We start from the raw sequence: 18,311 nt of genomic DNA on the forward strand, positions 1-18,311 counted from the left end.
GGCCTTTTTAATAAATTAAATTTTAAAACTATTTCACCCCTTTTCTATTTGCCAGCCGTTATAGCTCTGAAACAACATAATAAGTTAATTTGGAGCGGCTTATGCACACACTTGAATTTCCTAAAAACCCCATGTTCAAAACATCAACAGCTGTTATTGGCGGTGCTGTGATGACCTTTATTGCATTTGCCTTTATGCAATACTTAATTAGTGGCGAACAAAGAGCACCTATAAAATTGGGTGATGATATTACTGTTGAGATTTTTCAAGCACCAGAAGATAAACAAACCACGCATATTAAAAGAATACCGCCACCACCCACACCTAAAGTGCCGCCTAAAGCACCACCACGTGTAACACCTAGTAATGAGCCAATAACAGCAATAAGCACAGCACCACCCATAGTAATTGACGGATTTGGTAACGATATGAAGCAAACACTTACCCGCCCTACGGGAGATGCTTCACCCATTGTGCGCATAAATCCAAAGTACCCAACTAGCGCGGCACGTGATGGTATAGAAGGCTGGGTGCAACTTAGCTTTAATATTTCACCCACTGGTGAAGTGATTGATGCCACGGTAGTAAATTCGGAGCCAAAACGCATATTTGATCGCGAAGCACTTCGCGCCATTAAACGCTGGAAATATCGTCCAAAAGTAATTGAAGGTGTGGCACAATTACAAACAGGTCAAACCGTACAGCTTGATTTTAAATTAGACAGTTCGCAGTAAAGGAATAAGCGCCTATGCTATTGAGTATTAAGTCATGGTTATTTGAAGCGCCAAGCAAGGACTGCATGGCACGGTATGCAAAAAGTGGCGACAACCGCCACTTAGAGCAGCTTATTGCCTTATACAGTAACGATTTATATCATTACTTAGTGACGCAATCTAACGCTCAGTTAGCCTACGATATAAGCCAACAAACATGGCTCAAAGTAATCGAAAAGCGCCATCTTTACCAAGCACAAACCACGCCTAAAGCCTGGTTATTTAAACTCGCACGTAACACCCTAATAGACGAATACCGCAAACAGCAACACTTTGTCGAGCTTGACGAAAACAGCCAACTACCTGCGCAAAATAACAATCAAAGTGAATTAACAAGTAGTGACTCAAACATAGGCGACACACACATAAGTTATGAAGCGTTTAATGCTGCGCTCAAGCAACTTAGCTTTGTGCAGCGCGAAGCCATCACCTTACAACAAGAAGGCTTTAGCCTTGCCGATATAGAGCTTATAACGCAAAGCAACGCCCAAACCATAAAAACAAGGCTACGCTACGCCAAACAAAACCTAAAACAATTATTAGGAGATTATAATGAACAAGCCTGATGAGCAGTTTGATGAAAAGCTCACACAACATTATAACGAGCGTAAAGCACGCACCAGACTTTCGCATGCTCAACAACAGGCGTTAAAACACTCCGTAATCCAAAAACAACCTAAAAGGCTTGGTTTTGCCCTGCAACTCACAAGCCTTACCTGCGCACTGGGCTTACTGGCTTTTATAGTTCTCGACAGTAACAACGTGATAAATACTGCCCCTAAAACCGTATTAAACACCATAGACATACACGACTACTCGTTTATAACAACGCATGAAATAGATCAAACAGGTAACTACGCAAGCACTATAACGCAACAAAAACGCGCGCTCGACACCCAACTAGCAAACGACTTACGCCGCCATCAACAACACCATATAGAATACGGCACGCTCGTAAAGATCGACAACGACTGGTACATAGCCAGCTGTAATAAAGAGGTACTGGTACACATTAAACAATCACTGCTCAGTGATTTAAAGGGAAGGCACGCAGTAGAAAGTAATATAAATACCGGCGACATGCTCGCTATGGCACATAACGGTAAAGGGCAGATTATAGGGCTTAAACATGCGGGGGCTGGGGTTAGGGAATGTGGAGCTTAGTAGGTGGTAATTTAAATAGGTAATTACCACCGAGAACACAGAGGCGCTTCGCGCTGCACAGAAGTAGTTATTAACTATCGCCCATATAGTCTAATGGTGAGGAAAGCTCTATAAAATCACGATATTGCTCTTTAGTAATTTTGTTATATGCGTCTTTTACATAAATATATTTAATCAAAGACTTAGCCACTTCATATTGAGTAGAATCATTGCATTCCCGTAATTCATTTTCAGCTTGCTCTAATTCAGTTAACTTCCCCCCCCGCGTGTTTCCAAATCCTGCAAAAACAAGTGATGTTTCAACTATAAAAATTTGGCAGAAAAAATATTCTATGTAATGCTTTAATTTAATTACTTTCTTCGTATCTTTGTAGCGGTTAATTATACAGTTCAGATCCTTGCTATATAATTTTGAATCAATAAAAAATATAACATCTCTTTCTAAATCTCCGGGTAGTATTTTTTCTGATAAATAATCAGATAACCTTATATTTGGTGTTTCACCTTTCTTATTTAATTTTGTTCTCTTAAATCTACCATTTATAATTTCTTCATAAAGTGGGTGGTCTTTTTCATAGATACAAAACAAAATAGCGAGCACAAGTACATCAACTTTTTTACCACTTGGTAAATTAGCAATTATGGCAGTTATTCGCTCAGTGATTTGAATAGCTGTTCTTGGAGATACCTGGAATGCATCTAATACAACTGAGATATTAGCTAAAGCGGTTTCGGGTGTCTTTGTTCGAGGGAGTATCTCAATTTTTCTACTTTTTAAATACGCAGATTCAAATTTAGTTGTATCGCTATGTACTGATAAAAAATCCTTTAAAACAGGTCGTTTTAAGCTATAACGGCTATTAAAAAAGCGGCCTAGGTAAACTTTTGCATCAAAGCCTTCACCATAAATTGATTTGATTGTATGTTGAAGTTGCTCAGTATCTGTAGCCACAACAAACACGATACCTTTTACGTCAAAAATATGTTTAATAGTCTCAAGCATCTCAACTGCATAACTCGGACGGCAGCGATCTAATTCATCAATAAAAATAAATATTGGTAGCGACTTATCTTCCTGCTTTTCAAACTTACTGACCCAATCAGCTAACTTAGATTTGATTACTTCAACGCTTTTATTTTTAGCCTCATGATCTTTAATTAAGTTTTGCGCAAGCGCCTTTACTGCAGGCGAAAAGTCACTCCCAGTTAACTTGTTAGAATTTTGCTTTTGATCATCTTCAATTTCTTCATCAGAGAATAGTAATGTGTGTAGCTGATCTAAATCTATGCCTGATATTTTTTTAGTTAAACCTTGTGCAATAGCAGGTGCTACAGCCTTAAACATCGAAACTGCGCTTTTGGGAATAGTTATATCAAATTTCGCCTGAAGTTGTAGCTGCTTAATAATCCCCGAAATTACAGTTAAAAACGGATCGTCTGAGTAATCTTGCTGCCAAGCATCAATATATACAACGGGATAATTTACAATTAGCTCTTGTGACCAACGCTTAAGAAAATAGGTTTTCCCCGCTCCCCATTCAGCATTGAGATTTAATACATAGTTTTTCTTTTGGTCATCAGGTTTACTTTCGTCAAAGCCTTCTTGAGCCAATAGCCTTGATAAGAATGTGGCATAACGAGCGCGATCTAATTTATCAGCAGGAAAATATTCCCCAAGTGAACGGTTGGTTGACTTGCTCCAGTTGAAGTCTTTAATATCGTGCATTTAATTTCCCTTTAAATCATTCTTTTTCACATAGTGCCATACAACATTCAATAAACGTAACCTATTAATAAAAAGCTATTATTATTTATCTCTGTGAAGCGCGTAGCGCCTCGGTGTTCTCGGTGGTGATCAATCTTAAACAAAAAAGCCTGCACTAAGCAGGCTTTTGATTAACTCACTTTGTTGGGTTTCGCTACGCTCTACCCAACCTACAAAACAATTAAGCTCGTTACTAAGTAAGCAACAAACGTTAGGCCGCCGCCTACTAATGCATAGGGTAATTGGGTTTTAACGTGGGTAAGTAGGTCACAGCCTGAGGCGATGGCTGATACTGCGCTGGTGTCGGATATAGGGGAACAGTGATCGCCAAATATCCCGCCGCCTAAAATAGCGCCTACCACCAGCGATGGCGGTAAACCAAGCGCTTGAATAAGCGGTACGCCAATGGGGATAAGTATGGCAAATGTGCCCCACGATGTACCTGTAGTAAACGACATAACCGCACCGGTTAAAAACAGCACTGGCACTATTAAATATATTGGTAAGTAATCGCCAACCAAAGATGCCACGAACACGCCTGTACCTAGCTCTTTTAAGCTTGCACCCAAGGTGAGCGAGAGCAATACAATACTTACCAGTGGGAGTAATTCGCCCATGCCTTTAAAGCCAGTATCGACTAATTGGTGGTGGGTAAACTGGCGCGAACTAATCATTAAACAATAGGCCACAACAATAGCTAAAACCGTGGCGTACAATACTGATTTTGAACCACTGCCCTCGGCAAGTACGCCGTTACCAGTGTAAAACATAAAACCGACCATGCTCACAATCAGCGTAAGTAATGGCACCAACATAAAGCGTGCTTTAGAACCTTTTACTTCTTCTTTTAGTTCGGTTGTTTGTAGCTCTAGTTTTTGCTCGGCTACTTTCATTGGCCCGTGTACTTTATCGAACGCAATGGTATAAAAAACAATAATTAGTGTGATTATGGCGTAAAAGTTATAGCCTACGCTGCCCCACAATACCGATACCGCCGACTCGCCTAATTCGTAATTACCTAACAAGCCCAGTACAAATGCACCCCAGCCATTTAATAATATTAAAATACACACAGGGGCGCTGGTGCTATCGATGATGTAAGCTAAGCGCGCGCGGCTCATTTTAAATTTGTCGAACAGACCGCGAGATAAAATACCCGAGGTAAGCACACTTAAGTTTGACTCTATAAATACCGCAACGCCGGTAAACATAGTTAAAAAGCCCACTTGGCGCTTACTTTTAGCAACGCCTTTGTTCATCAGCAAATTAACAGTAGCAGCAACACCGCCAGATTCGCGAATATAGGCAAGTAAGGCGCCTATTAAAATACTAAAGATGAGTATACGGGTATTACCGGGAGAACTGGCCACAGCAACTATGCGCTCAATGCTATTTAAAAACGTAGTAAATACGCTATTTCCTTCACCTTGTAATGCGAGTAAAAATTCCGATGAAATTACCGCAACAAGTAGCGCCATAATGACTTCTTTACGCCAAAACACAATAATAATGGCAATCAGTGGTGGCAAAATAGAATACCAAGACATAGCTAAACCTTTTTAATTTTTATAATAAACGCGGCTTTAACAGCCTTGGTTAGTTAACAGTTAACTTAATAGATTTACATCATTAAGTCACTCACTGAGTTTGCTGATTTAACAGCGCCTCATAAATTAACGAAACGATAGAACCATACTGGGCGGTTTCGAAATTCTTACCTACAAACTGATAACGTTTTTCTGTGCCTTTTATAAGACTGTGCCGCGCATTGGTAAGTAAAACAATAGCTAAATCGTAAGCGGGATCAATCACAGTCACTGTGCCTGTCCAGCCTGTGTGCCCATAAGCTTGAGCACTTGCATACGGGCCAAAGTGCCAGCGCCGCGCCTGATTATTTCCAGCAAGACGAAAACCTAAGCCGTAGGTTTCATCGGTACTTTGTGGGGTTAAAAATTGCGCCAAACTGCTGGCATTAAAAATTTGTGTATCACCATAACCACCTTTATTGAGTAACACTTGGCATAAAATAGCTAAGTCGGGGGCATTACTAAATAGTCCGGCATGGCCTGCTACACCATCAAGTGAATAAAAAGCACGCTCGTCATGCACTTGCCCTTGTAGCACATTGGTACGAATATTATCAAAATGAATACGCCCATCGCGGGTATTGCCACTTAGCTCTGTAGCGGCAAACTGCTGACGATTAAAGCCTTTTTTAAGAGGGTTAAATAAAGTGTTGTTAAGCTTTAAAGGCGCGTAAATATGCTGCTCTAGGTATTCGTCGAGTGATTGGCCGCTAATACGTTCAATTAAAATGCCTAAAATCATGTAATCAATATCGGAGTAAATATGCTGGGCGCTTGGCTCGCTAGCTAATGGCACGCTGGTGAGTAGTAATTGTTTGGTGGTGTCGCTGGTTTGTGAAAAAAACGCTTCGCCATAGCGGGTGTCTTTTCGATGAAAGTCGAACACTGGCGGATAACCGGCTTTATGAGTGAGTAAATCTTTAACTTGGCGCAGCTCTCGTCCATCGCCTTGGTATTCTGTTAGGTAATCACTCACCCTATTATTTATATTTAACCGCCCTTCGCTCACAAGCTTCATTAGCGCAAAGTTAGTGGCAAATATTTTGGTGTTTGAGGCTAAATCAAAGAGTGTGTTTGTTTGCATGGGCTCTGGGCGTAATAACATTAAGTCATTTTGCTGATATTGCTTGGCATCACCATAAGCGGTTAATTTTAATATCTTACCCGCTTTAATTACCGCTAATACCGCACCAGGAAAGCCCGCACTTACATCTTTTTCTATTAGCTTATCTACCGCACTAAAATCAATGGTTTTAGCCGCAGAGCTATTTAGAGTAGCAAAGGCAAATCGCAAAGTTAAACTGCCGCCAGCAGGTTGAATGTTATCAACCTTAAAAGTGTTAACTCCGTTGTGAGTGTACTGCCCTAAATTAAAGGCATACTCAGTATTTTTTTGCAGGGTATCAAGCGCTAACTTTTTATTATTAATATAAATATCGGCACTTAAGGCGCTTTCATTTTGTAGTAATAATTGCCCGCGCCCTTTATACGCTTTAAAGGTGCCACGATTATTTACATATTCTCGGCTACTGGGGTTGGGCTCAGGAAAGGTGGCAATAACTTGCGCATTAGCGAGGCTCTGTATTTGATTAGGAATAAACGGGCGCTGAGATTTAATTGCACTGCTTGCGCCAATGCAACCGGTAATAATAAAGCAAAACGCAATAGTCAGTGCGTTAAAAAAAGTATGCTTTGCTAACACGGAAAAATTTAAATACACACTCATTCCTTTATTGGTAGAGCAAATAAGGCGCTCTTTGCTGTTTAAATTGCTCGAGCCCCGCTTGCCAGCTTTGTTTAATTTGCGCTGCCGACTCACCTGCTTCTATGGCGAGTCTGAGCTGATCAGTTCCTGCGAGTTTATCCATAAAGTCGGCACGCTCAAAAAACAGCTGTTTAGCCTCAGTCAGTTGCTGGTAAGCATTAATTAAATAATTTAAGTTTAAGCCAGTGGTATCACTATGGCGTAAATCAATCCCTTTCACTAGCTGGTTTTTAAATTTAGGATTAAGCGCTGCGCCTTTTATTGAGCGAGGGGTAAAGCTAAAGTCCCCAAGAGCTACTGGTGAATAACCAATAACCTGAAATGCAAAGTCAGTTCCTCTACCTATGCTAACAGGGGTTGCCTCAAAAAAGCACAACGAGGGATACAGCGCTATTGACTGATCGTTGGGTAAATTAGGGCTTGGTTTTACCGGCAAACTATATGGTGTTGTGCGGGTGTAATGATCAACAGCAATGACGCTCAGTTGTAAATCAACCGCTTGATTGATCCAGCCCTCGCCTTTGATCATTTTAGCTAGCTCGCCTACCGTCATACCGTGTAATACAGGGATTGGGTGCATACCCACAAACGATTTAAACTGCGGCTCTAAAATTGGCCCGTCAATGTGGCTAATATTAGGATTTGGCCTATCAAGTACCATAAATCCAACGCCTTGCTCAGCCGCGGCCTCCATCATGTAATGCATAGAGCTAATGTAAGTATAAAAACGTACGCCCACATCTTGAATATCAAAAATAATGATATCAACATCGCTTAGCACCTTGGCGCTTGGTTTTTTGTTTTTACCGTAAATAGAAATCAGTGGAATACCGGTTTTGCTATCAACGGCGTTTTTAACATGCGCTCCCGCATCATGATCGCCTCGAAAGCCATGCTCAGGTGCAAAAATTTTAGTGATGTTGATGTTTTTAGCCAGCAAGCTATCAACCAGATGTGTTTGCCCCACTACAGAAGTTTGATTAACCACCAGCCCTACACGCTTATTTTTTAATTGCGGTAAGTACAAAGCAAACTGTTCTGCACCTACTGTTATTGAATGTTTAGCCTCATTTGCGTGTGCGGTAACAGTAAAAAGTGCGCTTAAAATAAATAAGAATATAAAAAATACGGTTTTAAACATACAGCAAGATCCTTTTAAACAAGACGTTCAAAATAACACAGCCGAGTTTAAAGAGCAGCTTAGGTTTTAGGTTTTAGGTTTTAGGTTTTAGGTTTTAGGAATGAGAAGCTGCGCTGCTAATATAAGCAAGTTCTTTGTATATTTAAGTTTTTAAAGCCGTTATTCACAAAGAGGTTAAGAGGGGCTGCGCTTTTAGAGAAGTGGCTGAATGCAAAATTTAGCGCCGTGTATAATTTGGTTTAACTGATATCTGATATCTGATATCTGATATCTTGAAGACTTTCTCAAATTTCAGGCACAAAAAAACCGACTTAATGTCGGCTTATCTATGAAAGTGGTGGGCGCAGGACGTATCTTGTAAGAGTGAACCTCTGACCGTCTGGTTCGTAGCTAGCTACTTTCCCATATTCACTTTATCTTAGGCACAAAAAAACCGACTTAATGTCGGCTTATGTATGAAAGTGGTGGGCGCAGGACGTGTCTTGTAAGAGTGAACCTCCGACCGTCTGGTTCGTAGCTAGCTACTTTGCCAATTTCACTTTATTTCAGGCATAAAAAAACCGACTTTCGTCGGTTTCTTTTCTATTAACTTTTGTAGTAATAGAAAGTGGTGGGCGCAGGAGGATTCGAACCTCCGACCGCCTGGTTCGTAGCCAGGTACTCTATCCAGCTGAGCTATGCGCCCACTTTCATATTTACTTATTTATACTCTAAGTGAGAGTTGAAAGTGGTGGGCGCAGGACGTATCTAATAAGAATGAACCTCCGACCGCTTGGCGTTAGCCAACACTTTACTTATTTATACTCTTAGCAAGAGTTGCAATGAAAGTGGTGGGCGCAGGAGGATTCGAACCTCCGACCGCCTGGTTCGTAGCCAGGTACTCTATCCAGCTGAGCTATGCGCCCACTTTCATTTTGCTTGTTTTAACTCTAAACAGAGCGTTCTCTAAAAGAGAGTAAAGTATGGTGGGCGCAGGAGGATTCGAACCTCCGACCGCCTGGTTCGTAGCCAGGTACTCTATCCAGCTGAGCTATGCGCCCATACTTTATTTTACAAGATTTCGCCATTTAAGAAATGGTGGAGAGGGAGGGATTCGAACCCTCGATAGAGCTACAAACTCTATACTCCCTTAGCAGGGGAGCTCCTTCGGCCACTCGGACACCTCTCCGTCTTGTGGGGCGTATAATAAAGATTTCAGAAAATATGTCAAACACTTTTCTGACAAAAGTGACTATATGGCTATAGATTGCACACATGTCTGGTTTTAAAGTGTAATTAGTTTGAAAATTAATCAGATTAGGTATTTGGAGTGCTTGAGTTTACGCCCATCACTGGCACTAGTTCGTCAGTAAGTTCAGCAAGATATTGCTCTTGGTAGCCTAACTTCTGAAACTCAGCAATACACGCGCGGTAATAAGCTTGTCGCTCTTGCTCTGTGGTGCTCTCATCGGGTAAAGATTCTACTCGTTTAACTTTCATATTATTTCTCTAAGTCCTTTAGAAATTTTTATTTTTTACGACTAAGAATGACCGTGTACAAATTCCGGTCATATTTTAGCTAAAAAATTCACATAAATACAACACAATGTTTAAAAAACAATCATACCAAAAAGTTATAGTACTGCTTTTATGTTACTAAGCAGTCGGCCAACTTTATGATAATGAAACTGAATTAAGGGTTAACACCCCTTTATACTTACACTTCATTATCAGTGTAGTACTTATTAATTAAAAGCCCTAATGGAAAGTTTAAGCAATGTCTCACAAACAATAGGGCAAAAAAAACGCCACTAATTAGCGGCGTTAATAATTTTTTAGTTTATTCCTTCAAGCTTAGTCAGCTTGTGGGCGCATGTGCGGGAATAAAATAACATCTTTGATAGTTGATGAGTCAGTAAATAGCATCACTAAACGGTCAATACCAATGCCCTCACCTGCCGTTGGTGGTAAACCATACTCAAGTGCGCGAATGTAATCTTCATCGTAATGCATTGCTTCATCATCACCGGCGTCTTTCTCTTCAACTTGGCGAGTAAAGCGCTCAGCTTGATCTTGTGCATCGTTAAGCTCTGAGAAACCATTTGCAAGCTCACGTCCGCCAACAAAAAATTCAAAACGGTCAGTTACAAATGGGTTTTCGTCGTTACGACGTGCCAATGGCGATACTTCCCACGGGTAACCAGTAATAAATGTCGGTTGGATAAGCATATGCTCAGCCGTTTCTTCAAATATTTCACATAAGAACTTACCTGGGCCCCATACGCAGTTTTCAGGAATTTTAACGTGTACTTGTTTAGCGTACGCTTTTAATTCTTCAAAGTGGTTTTCTGGGTCGTTAAATACCGCAGCATCAAACTCAGGGTTATATTTTAAGATAGCATCTGCCATGCTTAAACGTGTGAACGGTTGACCAAAGTCATACTCTACTGAATCAACAACGTCGCCGTTTTCATCTTTAGTGGTGTTAACCACAATTGGGCTACCTAATACGTTAGTTGCTACTGTACGTAACATATCTTCGGTGATGTTCATTAAATCAATGTAGTCAGCGTACGCTTGGTAGAACTCAATCATAGTAAATTCTGGGTTGTGACGCGTTGATAACCCTTCGTTACGGAAGTTACGGTTAATTTCGAATACACGGTCAAAACCACCAACGACTAAACGCTTTAAGTAAAGCTCAGGCGCGATACGTAAGTACATGTCGATATCAAGCGCATTATGATGAGTTACAAACGGACGTGCCGATGCGCCACCAGGGATAACCTGTAGCATTGGCGTTTCTACTTCCATAAAGTCGCGGTCTGCTAAAAAGCGACGAATACCTTCAACCACTTGTGAGCGAATACGGAATGTTTCACGCGTTGCTTCGTTAGTAATTAAATCAACATAACGTTGACGGTATTTAGTTTCTTGATCTGATAAGCCATGGAATTTTTCTGGTAGCGGGCGAAGTGACTTAGTCAGTAGTTCGTACTCAGCCATATCTACGTATAAATCGCCTTTACCCGATTTATTAAGCGGACCTTTAACACCAATAATATCGCCAATATCGAGTTGGCCATATTTTGCTTTTAAATCTTTTTGTACGTCTTTTGATGCGTAAACTTGTACACGGCCTTTCATATCTTGAATAGACATAAATGGACCACGCTTAGCAAGAATACGACCCGCAATCGATACTACATGCTGTAATTCGATTAACTCTTCTTTACTCTTATCACCAAACTCAGCCTGCAAATCTGCCGTGTAATGCTCACGACGGAATTGGTTTGGATGACCGTTGGCTGGGCAATTTTCGCGAATAGCGTCTAATTTGCCGCGACGCTCAGCGATTAACTTATTTTCGTCTTGGATTTGATCAGTCATTTTTTAGCTCTTTTTTAGCTTGGTGGTTATAAACCAGATTTTAAGCTGGCTTCAATAAATTTATCTAGGTCGCCATCGAGTACCGCTTGTGTGTTACGGTTTTCAACGCCAGTACGTAAATCTTTAATACGCGAGTCATCAAGTACGTATGAACGAATTTGACTTCCCCAGCCAATATCAGACTTGTTGTCTTCTTGGCTTTGCTTTTCAGCATTTTGCTGTTGTAGCTCAAGCTCAAATAATTTCGCTTTTAATTGCTTCATTGCTTGGGCTTTATTTTTATGTTGTGAACGCTCGTTTTGACATTGCACCACGGTGTTGGTTGGTACGTGAGTAATACGTACCGCCGATTCAGTGGTATTTACGTGCTGACCACCCGCGCCTGATGCACGGTAAACGTCTATACGTAAGTCAGACGGATTAATATCAATCTCAATGTTGTCATCAACTTCTGGGTAAACAAACGCAGAAGCAAACGAGGTATGACGGCGGCCACTTGAATCAAATGGGCTTTTACGAACTAGGCGGTGTACGCCTGTTTCAGTGCGTAACCAGCCATAAGCGTATTCGCCAGAAAAACGTACCGTTGCGCCTTTAATACCAGCAACATCACCATCGGTCGCTTCAACTAGCTCCACTTTAAAGCCTTTTGCTTCACCCCAGCGTAAGTACATACGCAGTAAAATATTACACCAGTCTTGTGCTTCAGTACCGCCAGAGCCTGACTGTAAATCAAGGTAAGCATCGTTTGAGTCGTGAGTACCTGAAAACATACGACGAAACTCAAGCCCTTCAAGCTGCTGGTTTAAATCAGCTAGTTCGCTCTGCGCTTCATCAAAAGTGTCTTGATCTTCAGCTTCCACAGCAAGCTCTACTAAACCTTCAACGTCGTCAGTACCGGCTACTAATGTGTCTATGGTTTCAACCACGGCTTCTAGTGCAGACTTTTCACGACCAAGGGCTTGTGCGCGCTCAGGCTCATTCCATACGGCTGAATCTTCAAGTTCGGCGTTAACTTCTTCTAAACGTTCTTGTTTAAGAGCGTAGTCAAAGGTACCCCCGAAGCAGTTCAGTACGTTCGCGAATTTCCTTGATTTGATTAATCACAGGATTCACTTCAAACATGTACATTACTCCAAAATGGCTAGGTTATTGCGCACTTAAAAAAGAGACCGAGCGCAATTAAAAATCATCAAATAATAAAAACGCCCGATTTTAACAAAAAACCGCGCGTTTTATTAGCCTTTTATGCATGGTTTGAAGATATTTTTTAAGCCACTTTTTCAAGCTCTCTAACTATAAGTTGTAAGCTAAACTTACCTCTAAACTCGTTAATATCGAGTTGGTACGCTACTTTAACAAACTGCGCCTCGGTATCTGGCCACACTTTAACATCAATGCCAAAGGCAATGGCATCCACTAAGCGAGCAGACTGATGCTTTAATACCAGCTTTAAGTGTTTTTCACCCACAATACGCTGCTGGATTACTTCAAAGGTGTGTTCAAATATCGGCTCAGGAAACTGCTGCCCCCACGGCCCCGATTGTTTTAAAAGCTGCGCAAAATCCATGCTAAAGCAATCATTAGGTAGCTCACCATCGGTAAACACAATGCAGCGTTTACTTTCTTCGCTGAGTTGCTCGCTAACCGCACTATCAAACGCGCGTTTAAACTCAGTAAATTGCTGCTCGTTAATACTTAAACCTGCTGCCATTGCGTGGCCGCCAAATTTATTAATTAAACCGGGTTGCGCAGTGTTTAATCCCTCTAGTAGGTCGCGCATATGCAAGCCTTCAATAGAGCGACATGAGCCTTTAATTTCACCATTTTCGCCACCGGCAAATATCACGGTTGGGCGGTGGTATTTTTCTTTTAAGCGCCCCGCTAAAATACCAATAACGCCTTGGTGCCAATCGTCTTGATATAAACAAATAGCATCAGGCACACTGTCTTCTTTAAATGCCAGCCTATCAAGCACAGCTTGCGCCTCTACTTGCATACCTTGCTCTATTTCACGTCTGGCAAAGTTTAAACTATCAAGCTCGCCAGCTATGCGCCTAGCTTGATTTATGTCGGTACTGAGTAAGCAGGCTATACCTAAACTCATGTCATCTAAACGCCCTGCGGCATTTAAACGTGGCGCCAATGAAAAGCCAAAATCGCTGGCACTTAAACGAGCCGCATTGCGATTAGCTACTTCAATCAGTGCGGTAATGCCTGGGCGAGTTTTTCCACTGCGAATACGTGCCAAGCCTTGATGTACTAACGTACGGTTATTTGCATCCAGTGCCACCACATCGGCCACCGTACCTAGCGCTACAATATCAAGCAAATCAGCAATATTCGGCATAGGATGTTGGTTAAAGTAGCCTTGTTCACGCAGCGCACTTCTCAGTGCGATAAGTAAATAAAACGCCACACCAACACCGGCTATCGACTTAGAGGGAAAATCACAGTCATGGCGGTTAGGATTAACAATAGCATCGGCATTAGGCAGTTGCTCGCCTTGTAAATGGTGATCTGTTACCAGCACTTTAATGCCTGCAGCTTTAACAATATCAATGCCTGCGATACACGATATGCCGTTATCGACGGTGATCACTAAATCGGGCTGCATCGTCACTATTTGCTCAGCCAATGCTGGACTTAAACCGTACCCTAGACTAAAGCGGTCTGGTACTAAGTAATCTAAGTGGGTAAAGCCAAACATGGCCAGCCCTTGCATTAAGGTGGCGGTGCTGGTTGCGCCATCGGCGTCAAAGTCGCCCACAATAAGTATTTTGCTTTGTGCGTGTAGGGCTTCAATTAACAGTTGGCTGGCTTTGTCTATATCTTTAAAAAGTTTGAAGTCGTGGAGTGTAGCTGCGCTATTGTTTAGCTCATCGGCATGGGAAACATTTCGCGTGGCATAAATTTGCTTAATAACAGGGTGAAGATGGCTCGGCAGATGAGAGTCGTCAACGGGTTCTCGCGCGATGATCATTTTTTTCATGCTAGTTTTTAACTTATGATGTTCATGATATAAGACAAAAAAAGGCCATTAAGGCCTTTTTAAACACATACTCGCGGTATTGCTTAGCCCGCTTTGTTAGCCTCAAGCGCTGCGCTTAATGCCGCAGCAGGCTGATAACCTGGGATCATCGTGCCATCTTCTAAAATAATAGCCGGTGTACCGCTAATACCAAAACTCTGGCCTAACTGATAATGCTCAGCAACAGGTGCGCTACAGCCTTTAACAATTTGAGTATCTGCACCTGATTTAGCTTCAGTAAGTGCTCCTTGCTGATCTTTAGCACACCATACATTCATTAAATCAGCATAACCTGACCCTTGTAGGCCACCACGTGGAAACGCTAGGTATTTAACCGTAATGCCCGATTCAAGTAGGTCATCAAGCTCACGGTGTAATTTACGACAGTAACCACAGCTAATATCGGTAAACACGGTAATGCTGTGTTTTTCTTCTGGCGCTTTATACACGATCATTGAATCTTCGTATTCTTTTAACCCTGATTGACGCACACCGTTAAGTGCTTGCTCGGTCAAATTACTACGGTTGTTTAAATCGATTAGTGTACCTTGCATTAAAAATTGACCGTCTGGGCTTGCATATAGTACCCCTTTATTAGTGATCAATTCTTTTAAGCCTGCAACTGGGCTTGGGTTAATTTGTTTAACAGTTACCCCTAGCGCGGCAAATTTTGTCACGATAGGATCTGTAGCATCCGGAGTGACTGCAACGCTATTAGCAAAAGCGCTCAAACTAGTGCACAACATGGCACCTGCTAACATTAATTTTTTCATAACGGGTTCTCTATCCTAAAAATACTTATCTTATCGTGTCTATATGACCGGCTTAGTGACAAAAAAATTCGCTTAAGCACGAGGATGATGCTCAGCATGCACCGATTTTAATCGCTCATTCGCTACATGCGTATAAATTTGGGTAGTTGATAGGTCGCTGTGGCCAAGCATCATCTGCACCACACGCAAGTCAGCCCCATGATTTAATAAATGCGTTGCAAATGCATGTCGCAAGGTATGGGGTGATAACGGCGACTCAACGGATGCCAAAATAGCATAGTGTTTAATCCGATGCCAAAAAGTTTGTCGTGTCATGCCTACCCCTCGTTTAGAAGGAAATACAAAATCGGTGGCGTGTTTTATCATTTGTGCGCGCCCGAGCTTTAAAAACTGCTCGAGCCAATACATAGCTTCTTCACCTAAAGGCACTAGCCGCTCTTTGTTTCCCTTACCTTTTACAAACACCACAGCTTGGCGCAAATTTATTTGCTCCATTCTAAGCCCCACCAGCTCAGTTACCCGCAGGCCTGTTGCATAAAGTAACTCCAGCATGGCTTTATCGCGCAGCCCCATTGGCTCTTCAATGTTGGGCGCACTTAATAGCGCCTCTACTTCAGCCTCAGATAGCGTTTTTGGTAACGACTGCCCTGCCTTTGGCTGAGCAATATTGACCATAGGTGAGTCGCTAATTATTTTTTCGCGTACAAAGTACTGATAAAAACGTTTTAATGCACTAATACTTCGCGCAGTGCTGCGTGGTTTTAGCCCTAAATCAACGCGGTGTGCTAGGTAACTTTCAACATCTAAGCTGGTTACCGTCATTAAGTTTTCGCCTTTTAAAAATTGGCAAAACTTATCTAAGTCACTGCGATAAGCGCTCAGTGTGTTTTCACTTACGCCTTGCTCTAAATAGAGGCTATCTAAAAAGGTTTCTAAAAAGTCGCTATTGCTGCTTAGCTCAGTATTTTGTTCAGGTAAATCGTCAGATAGCGTTGTCACGTTGTGATCTCATGTTGGTAATACCATGGGAGAAGGTATCAATTAAAAATACCTTACGGTAAACTTGAGCCTATCATAACAGGCAATTACACAGTGATAAATACGATGCAGATTGGTTTATTTTTTGGTTCTACTACCTGCTATACCGAAATGGCGGCAGAAAAAATACGCGATATTATTGGCGCCGACATTGTCAGCTTACATAATATTAAAGACGAGCCGCTTAAAAACGCTGAGCAATATGACTTTATCATTTTTGGTATCTCAACGTGGGACTTTGGCGAAATTCAAGAAGATTGGGAATCAAAGTGGGACGACATAAAAGACGTTGACCTAAATGGTAAAACTATCGCCTTATTTGGTATGGGCGATCAGCAAGGGTATGGCCAGTGGTTTCAAGATGCGTTAGGTATGTTGCACGATGAAATAAATGCTCAAGCCATTACTCAACTTGGCTTTTGGCCTAACGACAGTAATTACGAATTTGAAGCGTCTAAAGCCCTTACCGAAGACGGTAAACAATTTGTAGGTTTAGCATTAGACGAAGACAGCCAGTACGAGCTAAGCGACGAGCGTATTGCCACTTGGGTAGAACAAGTGATGACAGAGTACGCTGAAACCCTATAACTCAGCGTGCAAACAGCGCTGCCATGCAGCGCTTTTTAATCCTTAACTACTCTACTTTTAACCAGTATTGGTTACGGTAAAAAAAGCCCACATAACCACGCACTTCTAACTGTTCACCATTTTGCTGCAAAGTTAGGCGCACACTGTAGGTTTTACCATTATTTGGGTCGAGTATTTCACCGTCTTCCCAACTACCATCTCCGGCATAAGTCACATCTTCAATAATGGTCATACCCAACATAGGCTGATTCTTTTTATCACCATCACACTCGCTGCAAAGTGCATCTTGCTTATTTTTATTGAGTATTGTTTCAATTTTGCCAGTCAGTACGCCATCTTGTTCAGTAATGCGTACGTACGACTTTGCTTCTTTGGTGTCTTCATTAATGGTTTTCCAAAGCCCAACCGGTGTGGGGTTAGCTAATAACTTAAATGAGGCAAAAATACTGCCGACCAAAAATCCCATCAACAGCGAGTTAGCTCTTTTTTTATTCAATAAATTCATTGCGTTACTATATTAGCGATTAATTAAGCCATAGTAACAATAAACAACCAGATGCAAAACTGTTTAAACACCCAGAACGCGCTACATTTTTAAATAAAATTCGCGGCATAACGCCTGATACTGTGAGGTATAGCTATTATCATCGGCTCTTATACATAACTGAGTTGTGCTTACTTCGCTTTGCTCATAGCTAAAGGTCATTAAGCTGCGAGTAAAAGATTTATGCGCCGTTGCTTGTACTTGGCAATGCGCGTTTAAATACAGCCCTTGCTGCTGCGCCAGGGTTATTAATAACTGCGCCTCTTCACTAGGCAAAATTAAATTAAAACGTGCTTGCTTATGCGTTAAGCGTTTAAACGCAGCAATCAGTTCTGCAAAGCTTAAACCATCGGTATGGCGAGCGGCATTGCGTGCTTCATTATCACTTTTTAAACTGTGATTAAAATAAGGTGGATTAGCTATAACGCAATCAAACTTAGTCTCAGGCGCAAACTGCTGAACGCACTGGTGATAAATATTAATGTCTGGCCAAGGGCTTTGCTGGCAGTTTTGTAAAGCTTGCTGGTAGGCGGCTTCATCAACCTCAACCGCGCTCACTTTTAAATGTGGCGCTCGTTGCTTACACATTAACGCCAGTAATCCCGTGCCTGTGCCAATATCTAATAACGAACTTGCACCGTTTAAATCAGCCCATGCCCCGAGTAAAATACCATCGGTAGAGACCTTCATGGCGCACTGGTCGTGCTCAACCTTAAATTGTTTAAATGCAAAACCAGACATTTTTTCACCTTTTCATTCACCAAGTAGGTTTAA

General features: G+C 41.7%; 16 protein-coding genes and 4 tRNA genes. 4 read left to right on the forward strand and 16 right to left on the reverse strand.

All coding sequences use genetic code 11. The annotated features are described in order from the left end of the window. The first annotated feature begins 101 nt into the window (after positions 1-101). Genes AC27JR_RS03745 through AC27JR_RS03755 form a run of 3 tightly spaced genes read left to right on the forward strand, consistent with a single transcriptional unit; the run spans position 102 to position 1,937 of the window. The gene (locus AC27JR_RS03745; RefSeq protein ID WP_008111380.1) at positions 102-734 is read left to right on the forward strand and encodes an energy transducer TonB; all 633 of its coding nucleotides are present in this window, start codon (positions 102-104) and stop codon (positions 732-734) included. A gap of 14 nt (positions 735-748) precedes the next feature. Next, positions 749-1,339 carry a sigma-70 family RNA polymerase sigma factor gene (locus AC27JR_RS03750; RefSeq protein ID WP_487172822.1) on the forward strand — a complete coding sequence of 197 codons (591 nt, stop codon included), beginning with the start codon at positions 749-751 and terminating at the stop codon, positions 1,337-1,339. Continuing rightward, positions 1,326-1,937: a hypothetical protein gene (locus AC27JR_RS03755; protein WP_487172823.1), complete on the forward strand. Its 612-nt coding sequence runs from the start codon at positions 1,326-1,328 to the stop codon at positions 1,935-1,937. The genes AC27JR_RS03750 and AC27JR_RS03755 overlap by 14 nt, the downstream gene beginning before the upstream one ends. 70 nt (positions 1,938-2,007) lie before the next feature. On the opposite strand, the gene AC27JR_RS03760 is transcribed toward AC27JR_RS03755, so the two are convergent. The 14 genes from AC27JR_RS03760 to xerD form a co-directional block, all read right to left on the reverse strand. Next, positions 2,008-3,663 carry a KAP family P-loop NTPase fold protein gene (locus AC27JR_RS03760; protein ID WP_487172824.1) on the reverse strand — a complete coding sequence of 552 codons (1,656 nt, stop codon included), beginning with the start codon at positions 3,661-3,663 and terminating at the stop codon, positions 2,008-2,010. A 209-nt stretch (positions 3,664-3,872) separates the two neighbouring features. Further along, the gene (locus AC27JR_RS03765) at positions 3,873-5,249 is read right to left on the reverse strand and encodes a Na+/H+ antiporter NhaC family protein (protein WP_487172825.1); all 1,377 of its coding nucleotides are present in this window, start codon (positions 5,247-5,249) and stop codon (positions 3,873-3,875) included. 91 nt (positions 5,250-5,340) lie between these two features. Beyond that, on the reverse strand, positions 5,341-7,008 hold the full coding sequence (gene pbp4b / locus AC27JR_RS03770) for a penicillin binding protein PBP4B (RefSeq protein ID WP_487172826.1): 1,668 nt from the start codon (positions 7,006-7,008) through the stop codon (positions 5,341-5,343). Positions 7,009-7,018: 10 nt separating this feature from the next. After that, a complete protein-coding gene (locus tag AC27JR_RS03775; RefSeq protein WP_487172827.1) occupies positions 7,019-8,194 on the reverse strand; it encodes an exo-beta-N-acetylmuramidase NamZ family protein in 1,176 nt (391 codons plus the stop codon). A gap of 608 nt (positions 8,195-8,802) precedes the next feature. Next, positions 8,803-8,879, reverse strand: a tRNA-Arg gene (locus AC27JR_RS03780). A gap of 143 nt (positions 8,880-9,022) precedes the next feature. Beyond that, a tRNA-Arg gene (locus AC27JR_RS03785) sits at positions 9,023-9,099 on the reverse strand. Between the two features lie 58 nt (positions 9,100-9,157). Then, positions 9,158-9,234: transfer RNA gene (locus tag AC27JR_RS03790), tRNA-Arg, on the reverse strand. A gap of 35 nt (positions 9,235-9,269) precedes the next feature. Then, positions 9,270-9,362: transfer RNA gene (locus AC27JR_RS03795), tRNA-Ser, on the reverse strand. A 128-nt stretch (positions 9,363-9,490) separates the two neighbouring features. Continuing rightward, positions 9,491-9,673, reverse strand: a complete 183-nt coding sequence (locus AC27JR_RS03800) for a hypothetical protein (RefSeq protein WP_008110673.1) — start codon at positions 9,671-9,673, stop codon at positions 9,491-9,493. A gap of 354 nt (positions 9,674-10,027) precedes the next feature. Beyond that, positions 10,028-11,563: a lysine--tRNA ligase gene (gene lysS / locus AC27JR_RS03805; RefSeq protein WP_008110670.1), complete on the reverse strand. Its 1,536-nt coding sequence runs from the start codon at positions 11,561-11,563 to the stop codon at positions 10,028-10,030. Positions 11,564-11,589: 26 nt separating this feature from the next. After that, positions 11,590-12,688 (reverse strand): peptide chain release factor 2 gene (prfB, locus tag AC27JR_RS03810; protein ID WP_131691647.1). Its coding sequence is split into 2 segments (ribosomal slippage): positions 11,590-12,612 and positions 12,614-12,688, totalling 1,098 coding nucleotides; the frame shifts between segments, so codons are not numbered across the junction. 145 nt (positions 12,689-12,833) lie between these two features. Further along, positions 12,834-14,555, reverse strand: a complete 1,722-nt coding sequence (recJ, locus tag AC27JR_RS03815; protein WP_487172828.1) for a single-stranded-DNA-specific exonuclease RecJ — start codon at positions 14,553-14,555, stop codon at positions 12,834-12,836. Between the two features lie 83 nt (positions 14,556-14,638). Next, positions 14,639-15,367, reverse strand: a complete 729-nt coding sequence (gene dsbC, locus AC27JR_RS03820) for a bifunctional protein-disulfide isomerase/oxidoreductase DsbC (protein WP_076918421.1) — start codon at positions 15,365-15,367, stop codon at positions 14,639-14,641. 72 nt (positions 15,368-15,439) lie between these two features. Further along, on the reverse strand, positions 15,440-16,366 hold the full coding sequence (gene xerD / locus AC27JR_RS03825) for a site-specific tyrosine recombinase XerD (RefSeq protein ID WP_008110662.1): 927 nt from the start codon (positions 16,364-16,366) through the stop codon (positions 15,440-15,442). 105 nt (positions 16,367-16,471) lie between these two features. Between xerD and fldB the strand changes: the two genes are divergently transcribed. Continuing rightward, positions 16,472-16,993 (forward strand): flavodoxin FldB, encoded by a 522-nt coding sequence (gene fldB / locus AC27JR_RS03830; protein ID WP_008467792.1) that lies wholly within the window; start codon positions 16,472-16,474, stop codon positions 16,991-16,993. 46 nt (positions 16,994-17,039) lie between these two features. Here the strand turns inward: fldB and AC27JR_RS03835 are convergent, their stop codons facing one another. Together AC27JR_RS03835 and AC27JR_RS03840 are read right to left on the reverse strand one after the other, a co-directional pair. Next, positions 17,040-17,498 carry a DUF2147 domain-containing protein gene (locus AC27JR_RS03835; RefSeq protein WP_487172829.1) on the reverse strand — a complete coding sequence of 153 codons (459 nt, stop codon included), beginning with the start codon at positions 17,496-17,498 and terminating at the stop codon, positions 17,040-17,042. Between the two features lie 81 nt (positions 17,499-17,579). Continuing rightward, entirely contained in the window at positions 17,580-18,278 is a 699-nt protein-coding gene (locus tag AC27JR_RS03840) for a tRNA1(Val) (adenine(37)-N6)-methyltransferase (RefSeq protein ID WP_487172830.1), read from the reverse strand. Positions 18,279-18,311: the final 33 nt, after the last annotated feature.

Source organism: Pseudoalteromonas sp. NH0006-26, assembly GCF_057552415.1.

What these genes read in the sequence shown, in the direction of transcription:
- AC27JR_RS03745 (WP_008111380.1), top strand. Translation starts at nt 102, where the DNA reads ATGCACACACTTGAATTTCCTAAAAACCCCATGTTCAAAACATCAACA.
- AC27JR_RS03750 (WP_487172822.1), top strand. Translation starts at nt 749, where the DNA reads ATGCTATTGAGTATTAAGTCATGGTTATTTGAAGCGCCAAGCAAGGAC.
- AC27JR_RS03755 (WP_487172823.1), top strand. Translation starts at nt 1,326, where the DNA reads ATGAACAAGCCTGATGAGCAGTTTGATGAAAAGCTCACACAACATTAT.
- AC27JR_RS03760 (WP_487172824.1), bottom strand. Translation starts at nt 3,663, where the DNA reads ATGCACGATATTAAAGACTTCAACTGGAGCAAGTCAACCAACCGTTCA.
- AC27JR_RS03765 (WP_487172825.1), bottom strand. Translation starts at nt 5,249, where the DNA reads ATGTCTTGGTATTCTATTTTGCCACCACTGATTGCCATTATTATTGTG.
- AC27JR_RS03775 (WP_487172827.1), bottom strand. Translation starts at nt 8,194, where the DNA reads ATGTTTAAAACCGTATTTTTTATATTCTTATTTATTTTAAGCGCACTT.
- AC27JR_RS03800 (WP_008110673.1), bottom strand. Translation starts at nt 9,673, where the DNA reads ATGAAAGTTAAACGAGTAGAATCTTTACCCGATGAGAGCACCACAGAG.
- lysS (WP_008110670.1), bottom strand. Translation starts at nt 11,563, where the DNA reads ATGACTGATCAAATCCAAGACGAAAATAAGTTAATCGCTGAGCGTCGC.
- recJ (WP_487172828.1), bottom strand. Translation starts at nt 14,555, where the DNA reads ATGAAAAAAATGATCATCGCGCGAGAACCCGTTGACGACTCTCATCTG.
- dsbC (WP_076918421.1), bottom strand. Translation starts at nt 15,367, where the DNA reads ATGAAAAAATTAATGTTAGCAGGTGCCATGTTGTGCACTAGTTTGAGC.
- fldB (WP_008467792.1), top strand. Translation starts at nt 16,472, where the DNA reads ATGCAGATTGGTTTATTTTTTGGTTCTACTACCTGCTATACCGAAATG.
- AC27JR_RS03835 (WP_487172829.1), bottom strand. Translation starts at nt 17,498, where the DNA reads ATGAATTTATTGAATAAAAAAAGAGCTAACTCGCTGTTGATGGGATTT.
- AC27JR_RS03840 (WP_487172830.1), bottom strand. Translation starts at nt 18,278, where the DNA reads ATGTCTGGTTTTGCATTTAAACAATTTAAGGTTGAGCACGACCAGTGC.